Genomic DNA, 18,532 nt, shown 5'->3' with positions numbered 1-18,532 from the left:
ATCTCGCTGCCATCTTCGAAAACGGTTCACTGCCAGTCCGATGAACAAGAAAATCAATGCGGGCAGAGTGAACCCTGCCACAATCACCCACTTCGCTATGGTTGTCTCATTAACGAAAGCCAGCACGCAGACCATATAGACAAAAAATCCCGAAAGAATGTAAAACAGTATTCCAAATACCTTACTCATTTCCTGCTTCCTTGTGCAATAAGAAGAAAGAAGTAGCCTTCGGACGAAACAAGAAGAAGGCAAAGACCATGAATAAGACTACCCCCGGAATCATGGCCGTCCTCATGGGCGATGTCGCGATTCCCATAACAGACCCAGCCAAACTCCAAATGACGTAAAGATATCTTGCCCAGTTCTTTCCCTTGAGCATAGCGATGCCAGAAACGATCATGACCAGCAATCCGGCATAGCTTATTGCGTATTGTATCGGAATGGGTATGGGGCTCTTCGCCATCAAGTCCCGCACCATCGGGTTGTTGATCATGGCGGTGGTCGTTACGAGGGATACTCCACCCGACACGATAAGGATCCATGAGATTACTGAGATAGATGTAGGACGTTTTTTCATTTTAGTTCCAAAAAGTAGAGCCGAGTCGTGCTTTGTCCGTAATGGCCCATTTGGGTTTCTGGATAAACAGACAGGTGAAAACTTCCATGACGATCAATTTCCCTGAGAAGTCTAAAGCTTCCGGAGCCATTGGCCATTTCTTGGGATTCGTAGGCTTCTGGACAGTGTTTTCCTCCTTTTTCGCTCGAGGTTATTGAAAGCCCTAGAAGTGCTTTATCGGTGGACTCCAACTCGTAGGTTCCAATGCCTTCAACGATACTTCCGATTTTAAGCTCATCAGAATTTAAGAGGTTTACTTCCTTAATCTGAATTTGATCCTGAGGTGATGAATCGTATTTTAGCGTATCGTAATTGAGCTGAGTCCTTCCGCTCAAGATGCAGGAGAAAAGCAATAGTCCAGCGGCGGTGATTCCTTGAATTTTATTCATACTTTTTTCTTCTGCTAACGCGCAGCTCTTACACGCATTGCTAATTTCATCACTGGTTGGTCCAACGCTAATTGTGGCTGATTCAATCAATGCAGGAGCGCCCTATCAATATCAATTACCGCCACAGGGTGATGAATTAGACACGCTTGTGAGTGACGAAAATGATCCTACCTAATTTTGGGCGGAAGCCCGGGAATGCAACAGGGCGCAAGAGCGATTGTGCGGAGCCAAGGCGGGCTCGCGCAGCCAAGGGGCTAACTGGGCAGTTGACTGAACAACGTATCGCGCGCTTCCTGGAAGCCGGGCTGAGAAACTTCGTTGAGGACTGTGCGGGCTTCGTCATTACGCCCCATGATGATGAGCACGCGGGCCTCCTGAAGCCGGGCCCAATCACGCTCCACGGGGTCGCGGGCGCTGCCTTCCAAGGCTTGCCAAAGCAGCAGCGCTTTGGGCCAATCAGGTTGCGCCACGTCGAAGTAGGCCTCCGCATAGCGTTGGGTTAGCTGGCGGTCGCTGGGGTTCAGTTGGTGAGCATGCGCGAAGGCCTCGATCATCTGCTGGTCCAGCAACGTGGCCTCCAGCGCCTGACTTTCGATCAGTTCCTTGCGGTAGGTGTATAATAGCTCGCCAATCTGATAAGCGTAAATGGGCTCGTCGGGCTTTAGCTCGGCAGCAGACATATAGTAGGCCAGCGCGACGGCGGGCTCGCCATCTTCCGCTAGATAATTACCGATCTGCTGCTTGACCACGGCGATGTTTTCATCGAGGCGGTTGGCTTGAAGAAAGGCCTTGTTGGCGTCATCCCGCTGACCGATATCGCGAAGCATTTTGCCGTAGAAAATGAAGCCGTGAACCTCCTCCGGATAGTCCGACAGATAGGACTGATATTCGGTAAGGACTTCAGCGATCAGGCGATCATATTCCGGGTCGGAAAGGTCAGCCCCTTCGCTGTCCAAGCGCGCATAGAGGGCCAGTTGCTTGTCGTAGACACTGCGCAAACGGCGCTCGGCCATCGTTTCACCGCGCGGCGCACCCATGACGGGCGCACTCTCGGACTGGATGGCGGTTACGCGGCGCGCGCGGTCGGCTGATGTGTCTTCATCATCATCGTCAAAGCCGAGCCAGCTACAAGCAGGCAACAGCAACGCGGCGAACAGGAAAAAGGAAATCCGGAAAATGTGTGCCATGACTGCTATCAAGCGGCGCATGTCGCGGCGCTGATGTCAATGCAACATCCGCCCGCCAACACAGCCAAGGTTGGCACCCTAACTTTTATGTTGGAGCAGGAATTTAAGGTGGAGCCCAGTGTCCCTACCGGGCTAAATTGCCTCACAACCAACAGGATGGAACAGCCCGGTAGGGATACCGGGCTCCACCTTTAGTTCAGGCCGCAAGAGCCACCCGCGGGCATGCCGCCATGAGCACAACCACAGCCGCCCGTATGTGCGCAGCTATCGCCGCCAGTCGGGGCACCGCCTGCGGCAAAGGTAGAGAATTGCTTGGCCAAGTGGTCGCCGCCGCAATCCGGGCACTTGGGCGTTTCTGAGGAGGAACGGACCAGCAGCTCGACATCGTGCTTACAATCCGGGCAATGGTATTCGTAAATGGGCATAATGAATGACTTTGGCGCGATTTGACCCATATTGCAATCCCTCGATGCGTCTTCCCATTCGATGACCATTGTTCCCAGACGTAAGCCATTCCAAGACAAGCACATCGGCAGCGGCTGGAAATCCTTTTCGAATAAGTGGAACGCAGGCTGGGGTTTCCGGGTCAGAATACTTTCCACAACGTGCGGTCTCGGTATGACTTGTGCTTGAACCGTATCCGTGGGAATTCGCATTTGAATGTTGATTTTCCGCCGCTTTCCTTCAAATTAACTACTAACCCGAGAGGGCTAATCCATCATGAGTGCTTACGATTTCGACAATTCATCCGACGGAGATTGGGAAAACAGCGAAGAACTGAGTTGGAACGAATTTGACTGGCAGCGATACCTGAAACAAAACGAGAAAGACATCGGCGAGTTTCTAGGTCATTACCACCGCCTCAAGCACAAGCCCGGTCACCTCGACGAAATTGCCCAGCTCATGCGCTGGGAAGTCGAAGACTGGAGCGGAGCCGATCTTGAAGAATCCGACGACGACTTCGAAGAAGAAGAGGAAAAGGAAGCCGTCGACGCCAGTGATTTCGACCCTTACTCAGTCCACAAGCACCCAGTCTACATAGTCAGCCACGGCCTATACCAACATCTGTTCCAATGCTGGGAGCATTTCTTGACCCAGACGAAGGGCCAGGTGGACGCGGTTATGGGCAGCCGCTTCGCCTCCAGCCTGCACGTGGGCGAGTTCAATGCCGTCATGGGCATCAATGCACTCGACATGGGCGACTTCAATTTGGCCGTGTGCCACCTGAAAAACGGCCTCGCCGCCGTCAATCACACCATGGCCATCCTACAAGAGGTCAAGTGCGACAATGCACGCCTGCTCCAAGCCTTCCAAGCCGAAGTCCTCCAAGTAATCTTTGACCTCCGCGACCTCTGGTTGCGCGTCATGAACGACTGCCGCGAGGAAGAACGCCGCCATAAAGACAACGGCCGCTAAGGCCTTGTCCATTATCGATATGCAACGGGCCAAGCTGAGCTTATGCTTGACCCGTCTTCGCGCCTGACCGTTACTGACAGGCTTTGAATATGGCGCTTTATCCCCGACGTTTTCTTGCCTTTTTTTTCGCGCTCGCGACTGGCACAGCCTTGCCCGCAGCCCAGATTGCCACTGGCCCCATGGTTGGCGCGCCCGAAATGCGCTCCGTCCCGCTCTGGGTCCAAACGGACGGCCCAGCCCAGGTCGCCTTTGCCTATTGGCCAGCCAGTGACGCCTCCCAGCGCAAAGAGACCCCCCCCTCCCCCGCCTTGCCGGAAAATGGATTCATCGTCGAGCGGTCCACCGGCCCCCTGACCCCAGGAACCGATTACCACTACGAAGTCCTTATTGACGGCCGCCCGGCAAAGCTGACCAGCGACGCCAAGTTCAAAACCACGCCCTTTTACACCGACCGCGCCCCCCCCCCTGACTTCACCGTCGCCCTTGGCGGCGGACACCGCGTCAACGACCCAGCTTATGATCCGCTGAACCGCACCCCCGGCGACGGCTACGGCATTTTTCTGGCTATCTTGGCCAAGCAGCCTGACCTGATGATCTGGGCGGGTAACAACGTCGCCCTCCGCGAGCCCGACTGGGGTTCCCGCGAAGGCATGATCGCCCGTTACAGCCAGAACCGCGCCCAGCCGGAGCTACAGCCCTTGTTGGCCGCCGTGCCCCAAGCCGCTGTCTGGAGCGAATCCGACTTTGGCCCCGCCAACACAGGCAAACATTTCCGCAATCTCGAGGACGCTCAGAACGTCTTTGAACTCTTTTGGGCCAATCCGCCAGCAGCCCCCAGCGTCGATGGCACCGCAACCTCGATCCGCTATGGTGATGCCGAATTCTTCCTGCTCGACGACCGCAGCTCACGCGATCTCGCGCACGACGTCGACAAGTGGCGAAAAATCATGGGGGACGATCAGCTCGATTGGCTCCGCCAAGCCCTTCGTGAAAGCACCGCGACCTTCAAGGTAGTCGTCACCGGCTCGCCCGCGCTCAGCCCCTCGGACTCCCCCCGCAATCACAAGATTGCCAAGCATGAGCGCGACGCCATGCTCGATGCACTCAAGAGCGACAATATCGGCGGCCTCATTTTCGTAGCGGGTGGCAAGGACTTCGGTGAACTCACCAAAATGGTTCGCGCCAATGCACCTGACCTTTACGAACTGACCCTCGGCCCACTGACTGACCGCCCGGCTGACAGCAGTAGTGAACTCAATTTCTACCGCGTGCCCAGCACCGCGACCTTCAAGCGCCAATTCGCGGTCATGAAGTTCCACGGACCCGAGGACAATCGCCAGTTGACCCTGACCGTTTACGACACCTTGGGCGAACAGCTCTGGACTCAGACCCTCGCCGCCAAAGACATGCAGTATAAATAAAGGCTCTTCGTCGATTTTGGCAACGTGAGTTCTCACGCCCCGAACGACGAACAATCTGACGAATCCCAATCCATTCAATCCAATGAATCTCAAAAGCCCCTTTGCCGGCATCGATCCGGAAAAACTGAAGAAAAACGCGTCTCAGGCGCAGCTTGCCGGGATCATTTTGATCATCTTGGGCGTGTTGGCAGTAATGCTTCCTGGCGTATTCTCCCTTGGGCTAGAGCTGTTTCTTGGTTGGTTACTTTTAATCGGCGGCATCCTCCAAGCAGTGTCGGCCTTTTCTCACATCACCGTCAAAGGCTACGGCTGGGCGCTCATTAGTAGTGTGCTCGCAGCGATTGTCGGCGCATTGCTCATTGCCCAACCCGTCATTGGCGTGATCGCGCTAACCGGCCTCCTAGCAATTTTTTATCTGATCGACGGTATCTTCAAGCTGCTCGCCGCCGCCCAAGGACAGCATCTTCCAGGGCGCGGCATCATCTTCATGAACGGCATTTTCGGACTGATCATTGCAGGCATCGTCTTCTCGGAGTGGCCGAGCGCCGCACACTGGTTCATCGGCCTGATCGTGGGCGTGAACTTCCTGATGGGCGGCATGACCCTCCTCACTCTGGCCTCCGCGGCGAAGAAAAGCGCCTAAGCCAACTTGAGCTGACCGGTGCTGTCGCCGAACGAATCCAGCTCGACGCCGAAGCGGCGGGCAAGGTCCACGTAAAAATTACACATGGGCGTATCGTTGTAGCGCACATGTTGCCCACCCTTAATTTGGCCGCCGCCTGATCCTGCCAACAAGACTGGCAGGTTGTCATGGTTGTGGCGATTGCCGTCGCTAATGCCACCGCCATAAACCAGCAGGCAGGAATCAATCAGCTTGCTGGATTCGCCATCGGGCGTGTTGGCGAGCTTCGTTAAAAACCGACTGTAGGCCTCCATGTAAAAACGGTCAATGCGCTTGAGGTTCTCAATCTTCTCTGCGTCATTTTCGTGGTGAGACAGCTGATGGTGGCTGCCGCGCACATCGATCTCGGGGAAAGTCTGATCACTGCCGTCATGGGCCAGCATCAGCGTGGCCACGCGGGTGGAGTCCGTCGAATAAGCGAGCGCCAGCAGGTCAAACATGGCGTCCAGATAGGCACTATGATCGGGCGGCACGCCAACTGGAGCATCATAATCCTCCGGCGGACGAGGGGCGTCGAGATTCGTCTGGATGCGGCTTTCGACTGAGCGAACGGCTTCCAAATAGGCTTCGAGCTTACCCCGCTCATCAACGGAAACCTGACGATAAAGGCGGCGTGTGTCGTCTCGCACACCGTCGAGCACACTCTGTCTGCGCGCCCAACGTTGGGCTACCAAATGGCGCTCTTGGGCATTGTTTGCGCCGAACAGTCGCTCAAAGGCCATCCTAGGATTGACCTCCGGCATATTCGGCGAGTTGGGCGTCCGCCACGAAAGATTATACTGGTAGGCGCAGCTGTAACCACTGTCGCAAGAGCCCGTTTTGCGGCGACTGCTGCACGACAGCTCAAGCGACGGCAGCGGGGTAACGCCTTCCATCTTGCGGGCCAGCACCTGGTCAATCGACGTACCTGCCATGATGTCTTCCCCGCCGGTTTTCCGAGCTTGGGCACCGGTTAAAAACGTGGCATTCGCGCGGGCATGATCCCCGGCCCCATCGCCGTTTCCATTCGCGTTATCATGCTTGAGGCCAGAGAGGACCTGCACGTGTTCGCGCAGCTCGGACAATGGCTCCAAGGTCGGCGGCAGTTGCTTGAGCGCCCCCGCGCTGGCGGGAAACCAGTTCTCGTGAATCACACCATTGGGGTGGTAAATGAACCCCACCCGCAGTGGATTTCCCGCAGGCGTGCAGCCAAATGGTGTCGCTGGCGCAGTCGTATTGGCGAGCAGGCGAGCAGGCAGCGAAAAGAGCATCGGCAACGCAATCACCGAGCCCATGCCACGCAAAAATGTGCGGCGGGGAAGTCTGCCTGTGGATGCGTTAGCGCTCATAACAAGTTTTATGGTAATGAAAAATGCAGATAAAAAAAAGCGAAATCGCTATCGGGCAGGGCGACCTGGGGCGTAGTGTTCGACCACGGCGGTGATTAATGCGGAAATGCGGAAGTCCTGACTTTCGGTTTCCTGAACAATGCGCTCCAAGGCGGGACGGTCTCGCCAGTTGACGCCACGGCCCGTGGCATAGGTAGTAAGCTTCTCCGCAAAGGTCGCCACAAACTCATCTCGTCGCGTCTCGACGAGGTAAGCGACCAGCGAATCCGGCCCGTCAATGACCGTCCCATCAAAAAGAGTTTCCGCCACCATTGGCTCCTGCCGACGGGCACCAATGCCATCATAGCTCTCCAAAGACAGGCCTATCGGGTCGAGGATGTTGTGGCAGGATGCGCAATTCGGATCAGCGCGGTGGAGCGCCAAGCTCTCACGAAAATCTGCTGGCGTCGGGTGGTCCGTTTTGGCGCTCAATGAAGGGATATTGGCAGGTGGTGGTGGTGGGGCCATGCCCAACAAATTTTCCAGAATGAATTTCCCCCGGAGGACTGGACTGGTACGGTCTGGGTGCGACGTCACGGTCAACACCCCGGCTTGGCTCCAAATGCCCCGGCGGTCGGTTCCTTCGAGCGAAACGCGCTGGAAGTCTTTCTTGGGGGCGTCTTTAAGCCCGTAATGTTTGGCGAGCAGCGGATTGGCGAAGGTGTAGTCAGCATCGAGTATGCGCATAATCGAGCCGTCTCGCTGGATCAAATCGGCAAAGAAACGCGTGGTTTCTTGCCACATCGCAGCTTGCAGTTGATCGCTATAGGCGGGGTAGCTCTTGGGGTCGACTTGCAGGTTCCACAAGTCGCGGAATTGCAGCCACTGGGCGGCGAATTCCTCGGTCAAGGTCGCGGCGCGCGGATCCTGCAACATGCGTTGGATTTCGCTGTTGAGCTGAGTGCGCAATTCATTTTTCCGGGCCAGCTCAAAGAGACGATCATCGGGCATCGATCCCCAAAGAAAATAGGAAAGCCAGCTAGCCAACCCGTACTCACTCACCGCCTCACGCGGCTCCCAGCGGAAAATAAAATTGGGCGAGGCCATCACGGTGTCCATCACGGCGTGAAGTGCTCGGCGGGGAGATTGACCAGTGCGGGCAAACTCCTCCTGATAAATGTGCCACAGTGAATTCAGCTCTTCGCTGGTTACGGGGCGACGATACGCCCGGCTCGCAAATCGCTGAATCCCGGCCCGGATTTCTGCTGGTTTGAGTTGCTCCAACGCCCCGCCAAAATGGCGTTCCAGAAACGGCGAATACAGCCCCTCGGCAGTCTGATATGGCCCATCCAGATCCAGCCCGACCACATAGAGATTACGGTCACTGGGTGGCGACGTGCTATCATCATAGTAGTCATTGGCCAATTCGATAGCTAAGTGATAAGGTTCGCTCTTACGCACACTGAAATTCAAGTCGACCACCGTCGGGGAGTTAACATCATCCGAGGGGACCTCGACTTCGCGGGGCGGTTCATCGCCCGAATACATACGCACCCGCACGTATTCATCGCCCGCCTGATCGCCGGCTAAGTATAGCTTTGCCCGATATTCTCCAGCCATCAGATTCAGGCTAATGCGGGCAGCGTTGCTCATGCCACCGGCATATATCTTCCGGCTAAACCCTTCCGCAGGTTCAAAGCCAGCCGCAAACTCTGCTCCGGTAAATTGCTGCTTACGCGATTCGACTCTCAGCGGCACTGCCCACTCCGCGGCCTCGGCGGACACGGACAGGTATTTTTCCAGCAGCAAAGGCGAGACCGATAACACGTCGGCGTTGTTATCGAAGCCGTAGCCGCTATCATCCGCAGGCAGGCGGGCACGGGCGGGAAAATCAATCAGGAGCAGATCATTGAGCGTATTGGCGAATTCATAGCGATTCAGCCGCCGCATGGTCGTGTGGTCTGGGCGCGTCAGTTGTGCAGCTTGCAACAAACGAGCATCAATGGACCGAATCAACGCTTCCCGACGCTCAACTGGCATCGCTTCCTCCTGTGGCATATAATGAATGCGCAGGGCCTTAGCCGCATTCTCCCACATTTCGGGCGTCTCGGCCACGCTGCGTTCAAATTTCGCCGCAACCAAGTCCACGTTTCCCTCAGTCAAAAAGCCGCCATGGCAGTCAAAGCAATACTCGGCCATCAGCATGCGCGTATCTTGCCACGACAGGGATTCACCGGTCGGAAACGCCGAATCCGCCAACGCCAACGGCACCGCGGCAATCCAAAGATAGGCAGCCAACCAGAGCTGAGCTTTTTTTACAGGGCAACACATGATCCGCAAGAACGAGTAAACGCCAATAAAACGCTTCTTTCCACAATAGCAATATGTTCGTAGGATTGCCCAAACTTGATTTGAAAGAGACAACTTGAAAACATCCGCCCTTAGCGCCACGCCTCCACCGACGCGCCCCATCCTTCTCTGGGATGGCGACTGCCGCTTTTGCGGGCGCTCCGCACGATGGCTCCAACGGCGAACGGGCAACGCGGTCGATTTCGCGCCCTATCAGCAGGCAATGCCGGATTATCCGGAAATTCCCGAAGCAGATTTCGCCAAGGCCGTGCAATTAGTCGATGTGGACGGTGCCATCTACCCTGCTGCCCAGGCCGTCTTTCGCGCCCTAGCCACACAACCCAAATACGCCTGGCTGCTCCGTTTTTACCAAGGCAGCCAAATCTTCGCCACGATCAGTGAATGGGTTTACCGTCGTGTGGCTAACAACCGCAGCCTCATTTCAAAGGTCATCTAATCTGGTGAATTTGAATAAACTTCATAATGGCCACTCCAAAGGTGGAGCCACTGAAAATCGGGGCCATATAACTAGCCCGCAAACGCTGAACTCAAGCCCCGCTGGCGCGCCTTTACCCTTGGCCAATGCCAAATCGCTTGACCTTGACCTCGCCGCTCCAACGATTTTCAATAATCAAAATGCCCGCCAAAGATTTTGACGAAGTTGTTGCCCTGATCCGCAAGGAGGACGCCCGCTATGAGCCTGGCGCGTATCACTTCGTTCGCTTGGGGCTGGACCACACCATCAAGCAGCTCAAGGACAACCCCGACCGCGAATCCCGCCACGTTTCTGGCCAGGAACTGCTCTCGGGCATTCGTGACTACGCACTGGATCAATACGGCCCCCTCTCCTACACGTTGCTTACACACTGGGGCCTCAATACTTGTGAAGACTTCGGCGACATCGTTTTCAACCTCGTCGAATGGGGCGTGCTCGGCAAAACAGAGAACGACCAACGGGAAGATTTTAGCGGCGGCTACGACTTCCGCGAGGCCTTCCTTCAGCCCTTTGAGCCTAAGTCCCACCGGAATAATTAGCCGTCCTGGAGGGATCTCCCCAGACTACTCCACCTCGGCGTTGGCGAAGCGTGGCCCCAGATGGGCATTGGGCGCAAGCACCGGTATATGGAAGCCCCAGCGTTTGCGCAGGTCGTAAACAATGTCGCCAAACCAGAAATGCGAACGCCGCTTTTTCGGATCGGCTATGATTTTTTCCAACTGCGGCAGCAGGTAATCGTCGCGGAAATACTTCGTGGGCTTGTTGCCAGGGAAGAACGGTTCGCGGTGATACTTGGCCTGCAAATCCGGATTCTGATCGACCTCAAGAATGTGTTCCACGGCCTCGGCGTCGGTATCGAAATTGGTAATGTTGATGAAGCTGGTGGGGTTAAAATCCTCCGCGACATCGGGGTTGCCCCAGTAAATCGGGATGCAGCGCGCCGCCATCGCCTGATAAAGCTTTTCTGTTGTGTAGCCTGAGAGAGCGTAGTTCTCCAGTGCCAGACAAAAGCGTGCGCCCGAGATAAACGCGTGCTTGTCAACCACTGGCCCCCCCACGTTGTTTAAAAATTTGCCACCCGAGTCCACGTGCCGCTGGGCATGAAGCATCTTGTAAAACGATCGACGACGCGCCGTCCGACGAGGGTTGGCGTTCGAGGCCACAAATGCACAAAAACGCCGACGCTGCCCCCGCAGTTGGGCTTCCGCAGCCTCATCACCTCGGATGAGCGGCTCCGCGCCATTGCCAACGGTCACATAAAACGGCAGACGTAAGTTGCGCTCGTCGTCCATCTCCCGAAAGCTCAAAGCGTAATCGCACTCCCGGAAATTCGGCGTCCGGTCCTCAATTGCGACGTAGACTTTTTTCCCGCGAAAGTGCCGATGTACGCCGCCCTTGCCATCGGAATAGAAGAGCACATCAGGCGAGTCCGACAGCTCAACACCCGCAATTTTCTTCAATTGGCGCATCAGATAGTGGTTCGCTGGGTCAAATGTTTCCCAGAAATCCACAAACGCTACTTTCACCTTTGGCCGCAAAGTCTCCATGACAAACCCCACAACAAAAGCGCAAACACCCCCCACGCCAAGGGCGATTTTGCCGAATGATCAATTAGGAGTGTCGAACCAATGGGTTCCAGCGCTTTACTTGGGCTCAGCGGAGGCCATCAGCTCGGAAACCGTCACACAGCTGAGGCCCTGTTCCTTGAGAGCGCCAAGGATGGCCGGCAGGGCTGCCAGCGTTTGGGGCGACCAAGAGTGCATTAGGATGATATCTCCACCTTGGACTCCATCCAATGCGCGGCTGGTGATCTTATCCACCGTGATCCCTTCCTCCCAATCACCGACGCCGCGCGTACAGTAAACAGACGGAAGGTTATTCTCCGCCAAAACCTCCACCAAGCGGTCGTCAGAATCAAGATACGGCGGGCGAAACAATACCGGCTCAACGCCTGTCATCTCGAAAATAACTTTTTGGGTATCAACAATCTGTTTTTCAATCTCCTCCCGCGTTTTCAGTTTGGGCAGGTGCGGGTGCGTCATCGTGTGATTCGCTAATTCATTGCCCTGCGCCAATGCCTTGCGCGCAAGCTCAGGCTGCGTCTTTACATTTTTGCCGATCAGAAAGAACGTCGCCGTCGCATTCTCCCCTGCGAGGACCGCAAGAATCTGCTCCATGTTTTCCCCATTAGGGCCATCGTCAAACGTCAGGGCCACCAGCGGCTGATCGGTGGTGACCCGGGATATTTTCTGGGCCAATGTTGGGGCGCTGGCGGCAATCAATGCCACAGCGAACAATGCAATCGAGGGGAGTTTCATTACGAAGTGTAAATGCATTCGCCCCTTCAAAGGCAAGATATTGCTGCCCAGCGTAATTATACCCTCTCTCCCTCGTGCGTTGCATCTCCCCTTGCGTTCGCTTTCATCATTCATCATTACATCCTCAACATTACCATGAAGGCCCTCGATGACCTCAAGCGCTCGCTGGCGTGGCGCATTTTCCCTTGGACCCGACTCCGTCTGGAGCTGGGGCCTGGCTGCACTGTCGTTCTACGCAACCGTGGAGACTTCCTCATCCTGCGGGAAATTTTTATCCAGCGCGAATACGACTGTTTCCTGGAGCGTATTGGGCCGGTCTCGCGCTGGCTGGATCTGGGCTGCAATTGCGGGATGTTCAGCTTGCGACTAGAAATGCTGGCCCAGCAAAAAACGTGGCCAACGCCTCGTCAGGCAGTCCTCGTTGACGCCAATGCCGAGGCGCTTTCCGCCGCCCGCGACGCCATTGCCCTCAGCCAGCCCAAAACACAAATGCAACTTGTCGAGGCCGCCGTCGGCCCCAAAGGCGTCACTCACATTGATTTCTACGAAGGCAAAACTTCGCACAAATCGCGCCTGTCGTCACTCGGTTCGCGCGGAAAAAAAGTCACCCGCCCAGTCGCAGATTTGGAGGCGTTGGTGGGCCAGTTCGACGGCCCGCTGGACCTTATCAAGATCGACATCGAGGGCGCGGAAGCCGTCCTGCTGGAGCATTGGGGGAGCTGGCTGACCGCCCATGGCCAACACTTGTTGATCGAATGGCATCACCCCGAACAGCCGGGCCTGTCCCTGCTCACCAAACTCAACGCCTTGGGCTTTACCTTGATCGACGCTGCCTCCGCAACCGGCGAAGGCGAAGCCGCCCTCACCGCCCCCATCGGCACCGCGCTTTTTGCCAAGACATAAGTCTGCGGCTATTCTGCGTCGGGCGCAGGCGATTCTTTTTTCGGCAAAGCCCCACCCTTACCTTTCTCCCGAGGGAGCACTCGCGTGAGGATTCGCAACGACGGCGGACGGCCGATCGTGCGCATCGCCAAAACAATGTGGCTCGTGTCGACACCGCGCCCATCAGGGACGAGGAACTGCTCAATTTCCAACGGCGAATTACCCTGAATCACGATCGCGAACTCGTCCCACTCCACGATTGTGCGGGAGCGGTCGGCTTCCAAATTGACTGGCTCCGTCGCGTTCAAATGCCAAAACACCGAGGTGCGTTCACGCTGGCCAAGCGCGTAGCGGATGGTGTCAATAATGCGCACTTCGCCGCCCGCTTCCCAGAAGACATCACGATGCCACTGGCCCAGCTCGGGGAACAACGCCGAGGCGTCGATGCGCAAATTGCCTCCTTGCGAATTTAGCTCTCGCGTGATGATTGGTGCCCGCCCATCAATCGGTTCGGCGGTGCCTACGCGGAGCACGTTATCGGCGGGTATCAGCCGGGTTTCGATCGCGCGGGGTTTGGTCTCATCCGTTAAAACCGGTGCGACTTCATACGCCATATCTGCGTCGACCAGCACCGGGTCACCATGGGCAATCCAGAGGAGATTACCCGCATCTCGCACGCTGTTCGTGTCAGCCTCCACGGCTCCTCGCACCAGCAGACTATCCGCATTGCGCTCCCAACTGGAACGCCAAAACAGTACGCCCGCGTGGGGATAAAGGCCATAGGGCGGCGGCGCAAAATCCGCAGGCAACGCATTGGGCCCCAAGAACTCATTAACCGACACCTCTCTCGCGCTCGACTCCTCCGGCCCAAAATGTTCAAACCACCATTGGATTTCTGGCGATGGGTAAAGCGAGGCCATACTGGACAAAGTCCCGTCGGTCATGCGCTTGATCGCCCGGGCCTGCTCAGGCGTAATCTGATGGGTGATGTAGGGCGCGCCATTTGGCTGAAAACGGTGCATAAACCAATACGGCGCAAACGCGAAATACGAATGGCCACGCAAGCGGTCGTCACCCTGCAAAGCAGTGGCATAGGCGGCCTGTATCAGCGCATCATCGATCCCAAACGCGCGCACAATGCCCCCGCGTAAATCCCCAAAACGCCCCGTAGAATCCATCGCCTTCAGCAGCCCCAACACCCCGCGCTCATAGTCCTCTGCGTATTCTTCGCGGCCCAGCGCAAGGCTGAGCACCGTGAGCAAAGTCAGGTCATTTACGGAATCCACTGTGACAGGGGCTGCGTCACTCTGCTCCCCCAATCGAGCACGTGCTTGGCCCAATGTCGCCTTGAGCGTTGCGCGGACGGGAGCCAAGTCCATGTCTGGTGCCAGCTCTGGTGCGGCGTTCACGGTGTCCAGCGCGATGGCGGCCTGCAATGGCGACTCCCCCGCATCAATCAACAGCGTGCGAAGCATGGCGCGTTGCGCCTTCAATTGTTCCTCCGTCAGAGCGCCAAGCGCCCCAGTGCGCGGCTTGACCTGATACGCCATCCGCCCCTCCATAGAGGCCTCCACGGCAGCTTCACGGTCCAAATACTGTTCACGAATGGCATCCGAGCGATCGGGCGCATGCGGCCCGACGGCGCTGCCCGCAGCTGGATCACCGCAACCAGCGACCAGAAAAAGGCAGGGTATCGCCAGTAACCATAGCAGACGCAAAAAAATCACCCCTTAGCACTATCATTTATTTTCTGAAACGCAATGCACGAGGTCGCCGCAGTCTTTATTGCAAATCGCCCCACCAAACGGCAGGCGTTTTGTCTCAGCCTATTTTACGCCAATACGGTAGAATTCTGATTCTGACTGCACTTCACCAAGGCCAACATTGATATGCTCGCCATCAATATGAACTGACTGTGGGGCAACCGGATTCCAATTAATTAAATCGGTCGATTTTTTGATCTGAAAACCAATAGTGACCCCAGATTCAGCATCAACCGAGATTAGCGAATTGCTCATCAATAGTTGCGGGGCCACGCTGCCTAATGCCTCAAGAGTTGTTGCTATGCTAATTCTCGGAGACAACCCGGCCTGAGCCTCAAAGTCATCTTCAAGCCCATCTGAATCTGTGTCAGCAAGCAGTGGATGCGATCCAGCTAGCAAATACTCATTCAGGTCAGATAGGCTGTCACCGTCCAAGTCAAGCACGGGCAAAGCATCATCGCTCGGATAAAGCCCAAGACCGCATGCTCCGATTTGGGCACCCAGCAAATAAAAATTACGATCAAGGTGAACGCCATCTCCGGCTAGCCCTCGGGCAAGCAGGGTGTCCATGTCATTGGCAATACCCATCAGATCGATGTAGGACCAACCTTGCTCTGCGGCGTATGCACGTTGATAGGCGTTGGCTGCCTCGATTTTCAATGTGTAGTCATAATTGAACGAAAAGTTCAATTTTGGGCCCTCGCCAACCAAAATAACGGCGGGTCTGGTTTCCAACCCAGCTAAATCAATAGCGGACTTCAGCTTTGGCAGCATATTCTCATACGCCCCAAGCTCATCATCGCTTTGCGTCAAAATAATATCTGGCTCAAGCATTTCGATGAGCCGAGCCATCACCACTACTGAACTATCCTCAATATTTATGAAGTTATTGCTACCCTCACCCAAGTGGTAAAAATTAACGGTCGGCTCCGTCGTAATTTCCATGGTCGGATGAAGAAATCGCACTTCACTGCCGCTAACATGCTCAATATCGATAATATGGCTTTGAACTGAATCAAAGCGCAACTCTATCCAATCCATTTCTCCCGAGCCATCCGCATTCACAACGAGTTCTCCATTTGTTAATTCTGGACCGCGAAAAACATTTTCTTGCAGCGGATTCTCTCCACTGATTTTGACCCGAAAAGACCCGCTTCCAGACTCTTTAAGATACGGGATTTTTAGACGATCAACGAGGAATGGGGCATAATAATCGCCACTCTGGTAGGCCGAAAATTTAAAGCCTCCTTCAATAGGCAACAGTATATAGGAACCTACAAATGTTAAGCTATAGTCCGATTTTGTATAGCGCAATCCACTTGGATAAGTCGGGGTGTAAATACCCCCACGACCCTTTGAGTCACTCGCATACACCGCTCCTGGGAACCACTTGGTCAACACCTGCCTTTCGATTTCCTGGCTAATTCGGCCTGCAAGCGAGTCCCCCACTCGTAGCACCCGCAGGGTTTGCGACTCTCCATGCTGTATTGCCCGCAGCTCCATTTTCAAAGCATCTAAGCCTCCATCATGCCCAGCTTCAACAAATGAAGAATTACTAGGCGGCAGCGCATGAAGAAGCGATGTTAGACAAAATAATAATAAGAAATACAGTCTCACGATTAAAAACGTGACTTACATAAGCCCGATGGCAATCAAAATACACTCTAGTTTTTAACATATAAAACAACTATTTTGATTCAGAATTATCATTTAGATCATAATCCATTCCGACATGCCACGATACAAGGCGTGCAAGGACAACTTGTAGGCGATTCAATAATCACATGTTTAATGCTGTTAACAAACTTATTTAAGGAGCCCGCATAAATCCATTATATCCACAGCACTCAATCACGCCCCGACTCGCCTAACGGGCCAGAGGAAAGTTGCCCCGATTAAGACCAAGGCGCCCAGCAGTAGGCCGATCCAGGGCGAGGTTCCGAAGCCCACGGGCAGGAAGCCCACTAACGCCGCCGTCAGCGCCGATAGTAATGCGAAGGGCAACTGCGTGCGGACGTGGTCGTGCGGGGAAACATCGCAGGAAATTGCGCTGACGATTGTCGTGTCGCTGATCGGGGAGCAATGGTCGCCAAAGACCGCCCCACTGAAGACCGCGCCCACCGCCGCCGCGTAAAATGGTGTGAGATCGATGCCCGCCGCGCCCGGATGGTTGGCAATCAGCGGGATCGCCAGTGGCATCAAGATGCCCATCGTGCCCCACGATGTGCCGGTGGAAAAGGAAATCACCGCGCCGAACAGGAAGATCAGCACGGGGATCAAGCTCAGTGGTGCCCATTGGCCCACGAGGTCGCCGAGCAGTTTTCCAGTCCCAAGCGAGGAGAGCGTCGAGCTGAGCATCCACGCGCCAACGAGGATCATTACGGGGGCCAGCAGGTGCTTGACGCCTTGCCCGTAGGCCCGCGCCCCCTTGGCGTAGGATCGCCCGCTGACCGGAAACAGCACGAGCGCCGACACGGACGCCATCACCCCGCCAAAGACCAGCACGAAGGCTCCAGCTTGACTCCCAAAGGCCGCCGTTAGCTTGTCAGCGGTGATGGGGAAATAGGCTGCCGCATCGCCCTCAGCGCTGGGCAGGCCGAAGCCGTAAAGACCGATCAACAGGGAGAAAAATAAGGTCGCCAAGCCAATAACGCAGAGGATCAGCCCGCCCGAAGTTGCCGTCGAAGTCTCCGCCACCGCGTCGCCCTGCCCGACTTTTTCCCGCGCCGCGCGTTCGTAGGTGCCTATTGGGCCGGGGTTGAATTGACGGAAAATCACCAGCCCCACCAGCAGCAACGTGAACCAGCAATAGTAGTTATACGGCAGCGAACGCAGGAACCACGCGTAGGGATTCGCCTCCTCGCCAATCTGGGCAAATCCATCGCGAATCATTGACAGCTGATAGGCAATCCACGTCGAGAGAAACGCCACGCAGGCCACCGCAGAGCTGGTGGAATCCGCGATGTAGGCCAGCTTGACGCGGGACACGCCGTGCCGGTCCGCCAAGGGGCTCACGAGCCGCCCAACAAGCACGCTGTTGGCGAGACCGTCAAAGAAACACACCAGCCCAAGACCCGCCGCGCCCGCCTGCAACCGCGTCGGGCTTTCCCCGCCACGCAGCAGGTAGCGACGGAGAAAATACTCCAGCCCGCCACTGCGCTCCAGCACCGCCGCAAACCCGCCCAGCAACAGCGTGAAGGCCACGGCGCTCATTTTCCATTCGTTCGTGAAGTGCGGCGCAAAATAGTCACCCATAAGTGACAAAAACGCCGCCCAGGGTTGGCCGTTGGTGAGAATGATCGCGCCCGCGATGGCCCCAGCCACCAACCCCAACAGGGCTTGTCGCGTTAAATAAACCACGCCCAGCGCGACAATGCTTGGCCAAATTGCCGGGAGCAATGCCCCCGATTCGCCGCCCATAAACCACCCCAGCGGCCAACTTACGCCCCACAATGCCGCCGCCACACCCCACCGGGCCGTCGATACAGAATCGGTCTGCGCAGCATTAGCCATTGGTCACGCATGCTCGCCCGATTTGCCCAAAACGCAAGCGCCGGAAACAAATCCGCCCACGAAATCCGCCCATTTCGCCAACCGCTATTCGCAAGGACTGATACTTTTATTACATTTTTGTCCGAGCTTGCCCTCCAAATGGGACATAAAAGTATCAGTATTTTTTAATAGCATTTTTTGGCGAAAATCGCAC

17 protein-coding genes are annotated in these 18,532 nt (G+C 55.8%); 6 read left to right on the top strand and 11 right to left on the bottom strand.

Features of this window, described 5'->3' with window-relative positions; all coding sequences use genetic code 11:
- Positions 1 to 181: 181 nt before the first annotated feature.
- From IE065_RS03715 to IE065_RS03700, 4 genes are all read right to left on the bottom strand, one after another.
- Positions 182 to 577 (bottom strand): hypothetical protein, encoded by a 396-nt coding sequence (locus tag IE065_RS03715; RefSeq protein WP_189511945.1) that lies wholly within the window; start codon positions 575 to 577, stop codon positions 182 to 184.
- Complete coding sequence (locus IE065_RS03710) at positions 574 to 1,095, bottom strand: hypothetical protein (RefSeq protein ID WP_189511944.1); 522 nt, start codon at positions 1,093 to 1,095, stop codon at positions 574 to 576. Before IE065_RS03710 ends, IE065_RS03715 begins: the two co-directional genes overlap by 4 nt.
- 164 nt (positions 1,096 to 1,259) lie before the next feature.
- Positions 1,260 to 2,213, bottom strand: a complete 954-nt coding sequence (locus IE065_RS03705) for a tetratricopeptide repeat protein (RefSeq protein WP_189511942.1) — start codon at positions 2,211 to 2,213, stop codon at positions 1,260 to 1,262.
- A gap of 170 nt (positions 2,214 to 2,383) precedes the next feature.
- The gene (locus IE065_RS03700) at positions 2,384 to 2,617 is read right to left on the bottom strand and encodes an FmdB family zinc ribbon protein (protein ID WP_189511940.1); all 234 of its coding nucleotides are present in this window, start codon (positions 2,615 to 2,617) and stop codon (positions 2,384 to 2,386) included.
- 295 nt (positions 2,618 to 2,912) lie between these two features.
- On the opposite strand from IE065_RS03700, the gene IE065_RS03695 reads away from it, so the two are divergent.
- The 3 genes from IE065_RS03695 (at position 2,913) to IE065_RS03685 (ending at position 5,672) form a co-directional block, all read left to right on the top strand.
- Positions 2,913 to 3,608, top strand: coding sequence for a hypothetical protein (locus tag IE065_RS03695; protein ID WP_189511938.1), 696 nt, complete (start codon positions 2,913 to 2,915; stop codon positions 3,606 to 3,608).
- Positions 3,609 to 3,697: 89 nt separating this feature from the next.
- Positions 3,698 to 5,029 carry an alkaline phosphatase D family protein gene (locus tag IE065_RS03690; RefSeq protein WP_189511936.1) on the top strand — a complete coding sequence of 444 codons (1,332 nt, stop codon included), beginning with the start codon at positions 3,698 to 3,700 and terminating at the stop codon, positions 5,027 to 5,029.
- 82 nt (positions 5,030 to 5,111) lie between these two features.
- Positions 5,112 to 5,672 carry an HdeD family acid-resistance protein gene (locus IE065_RS03685; RefSeq protein WP_189511934.1) on the top strand — a complete coding sequence of 187 codons (561 nt, stop codon included), beginning with the start codon at positions 5,112 to 5,114 and terminating at the stop codon, positions 5,670 to 5,672.
- On the opposite strand, the gene IE065_RS03680 is transcribed toward IE065_RS03685, so the two are convergent.
- Positions 5,669 to 7,039, bottom strand: a complete 1,371-nt coding sequence (locus IE065_RS03680; RefSeq protein WP_189511932.1) for a DUF1552 domain-containing protein — start codon at positions 7,037 to 7,039, stop codon at positions 5,669 to 5,671. The genes IE065_RS03685 and IE065_RS03680 overlap by 4 nt on opposite strands.
- Positions 7,040 to 7,087: 48 nt before the next feature.
- The gene (locus IE065_RS03675) at positions 7,088 to 9,349 is read right to left on the bottom strand and encodes a DUF1592 domain-containing protein (RefSeq protein WP_189511930.1); all 2,262 of its coding nucleotides are present in this window, start codon (positions 9,347 to 9,349) and stop codon (positions 7,088 to 7,090) included.
- Between the two features lie 94 nt (positions 9,350 to 9,443).
- Between IE065_RS03675 and IE065_RS03670 the strand changes: the two genes are divergently transcribed.
- A complete protein-coding gene (locus IE065_RS03670; protein ID WP_189511928.1) occupies positions 9,444 to 9,824 on the top strand; it encodes a thiol-disulfide oxidoreductase DCC family protein in 381 nt (126 codons plus the stop codon).
- Positions 9,825 to 10,003: 179 nt separating this feature from the next.
- Complete coding sequence (locus IE065_RS03665; protein WP_189511926.1) at positions 10,004 to 10,402, top strand: Minf_1886 family protein; 399 nt, start codon at positions 10,004 to 10,006, stop codon at positions 10,400 to 10,402.
- A 24-nt stretch (positions 10,403 to 10,426) separates the two neighbouring features.
- Here IE065_RS03665 and IE065_RS03660 read toward each other — a convergent pair whose 3' ends face one another.
- Together IE065_RS03660 and IE065_RS03655 are read right to left on the bottom strand one after the other, a co-directional pair.
- Complete coding sequence (locus IE065_RS03660) at positions 10,427 to 11,389, bottom strand: glycosyltransferase family 10 domain-containing protein (protein WP_200163393.1); 963 nt, start codon at positions 11,387 to 11,389, stop codon at positions 10,427 to 10,429.
- 117 nt (positions 11,390 to 11,506) lie between these two features.
- Positions 11,507 to 12,181, bottom strand: coding sequence for a polysaccharide deacetylase family protein (locus tag IE065_RS03655; protein WP_189511922.1), 675 nt, complete (start codon positions 12,179 to 12,181; stop codon positions 11,507 to 11,509).
- Between the two features lie 135 nt (positions 12,182 to 12,316).
- Here IE065_RS03655 and IE065_RS03650 point away from each other — a divergent pair, with 135 nt between their 5' ends.
- Positions 12,317 to 13,084 (top strand): FkbM family methyltransferase, encoded by a 768-nt coding sequence (locus tag IE065_RS03650; protein WP_189511920.1) that lies wholly within the window; start codon positions 12,317 to 12,319, stop codon positions 13,082 to 13,084.
- A gap of 8 nt (positions 13,085 to 13,092) precedes the next feature.
- On the opposite strand, the gene IE065_RS03645 is transcribed toward IE065_RS03650, so the two are convergent.
- The 3 genes from IE065_RS03645 to IE065_RS03635 all read right to left on the bottom strand — a co-directional run bounded on the left by IE065_RS03645 (position 13,093) and on the right by IE065_RS03635 (position 18,339).
- Entirely contained in the window at positions 13,093 to 14,790 is a 1,698-nt protein-coding gene (locus tag IE065_RS03645) for a hypothetical protein (protein WP_189511918.1), read from the bottom strand.
- Positions 14,791 to 14,889: 99 nt separating this feature from the next.
- On the bottom strand, positions 14,890 to 16,443 hold the full coding sequence (locus IE065_RS03640; protein ID WP_189511917.1) for an SGNH/GDSL hydrolase family protein: 1,554 nt from the start codon (positions 16,441 to 16,443) through the stop codon (positions 14,890 to 14,892).
- A 234-nt stretch (positions 16,444 to 16,677) separates the two neighbouring features.
- The gene (locus IE065_RS03635) at positions 16,678 to 18,339 is read right to left on the bottom strand and encodes a Na+/H+ antiporter NhaC family protein (protein ID WP_200163391.1); all 1,662 of its coding nucleotides are present in this window, start codon (positions 18,337 to 18,339) and stop codon (positions 16,678 to 16,680) included.
- Between the last annotated feature and the right edge of the window lie 193 nt (positions 18,340 to 18,532).

This window comes from Cerasicoccus arenae (assembly GCF_014651635.1).
Lineage (GTDB): Bacteria > Verrucomicrobiota > Verrucomicrobiia > Opitutales > Cerasicoccaceae > Cerasicoccus > Cerasicoccus arenae.
This window is presented reverse-complemented; position numbering and strand designations above follow the sequence as displayed.

What these genes read in the sequence shown, in the direction of transcription:
- IE065_RS03715 (WP_189511945.1), bottom strand. Translation starts at nt 577, where the DNA reads ATGAAAAAACGTCCTACATCTATCTCAGTAATCTCATGGATCCTTATC.
- IE065_RS03705 (WP_189511942.1), bottom strand. Translation starts at nt 2,213, where the DNA reads ATGCGCCGCTTGATAGCAGTCATGGCACACATTTTCCGGATTTCCTTT.
- IE065_RS03700 (WP_189511940.1), bottom strand. Translation starts at nt 2,617, where the DNA reads ATGCCCATTTACGAATACCATTGCCCGGATTGTAAGCACGATGTCGAG.
- IE065_RS03695 (WP_189511938.1), top strand. Translation starts at nt 2,913, where the DNA reads ATGAGTGCTTACGATTTCGACAATTCATCCGACGGAGATTGGGAAAAC.
- IE065_RS03690 (WP_189511936.1), top strand. Translation starts at nt 3,698, where the DNA reads ATGGCGCTTTATCCCCGACGTTTTCTTGCCTTTTTTTTCGCGCTCGCG.
- IE065_RS03685 (WP_189511934.1), top strand. Translation starts at nt 5,112, where the DNA reads ATGAATCTCAAAAGCCCCTTTGCCGGCATCGATCCGGAAAAACTGAAG.
- IE065_RS03680 (WP_189511932.1), bottom strand. Translation starts at nt 7,039, where the DNA reads ATGAGCGCTAACGCATCCACAGGCAGACTTCCCCGCCGCACATTTTTG.
- IE065_RS03675 (WP_189511930.1), bottom strand. Translation starts at nt 9,349, where the DNA reads ATGTGTTGCCCTGTAAAAAAAGCTCAGCTCTGGTTGGCTGCCTATCTT.
- IE065_RS03665 (WP_189511926.1), top strand. Translation starts at nt 10,004, where the DNA reads ATGCCCGCCAAAGATTTTGACGAAGTTGTTGCCCTGATCCGCAAGGAG.
- IE065_RS03655 (WP_189511922.1), bottom strand. Translation starts at nt 12,181, where the DNA reads ATGAAACTCCCCTCGATTGCATTGTTCGCTGTGGCATTGATTGCCGCC.
- IE065_RS03650 (WP_189511920.1), top strand. Translation starts at nt 12,317, where the DNA reads ATGAAGGCCCTCGATGACCTCAAGCGCTCGCTGGCGTGGCGCATTTTC.
- IE065_RS03635 (WP_200163391.1), bottom strand. Translation starts at nt 18,339, where the DNA reads ATGGCTAATGCTGCGCAGACCGATTCTGTATCGACGGCCCGGTGGGGT.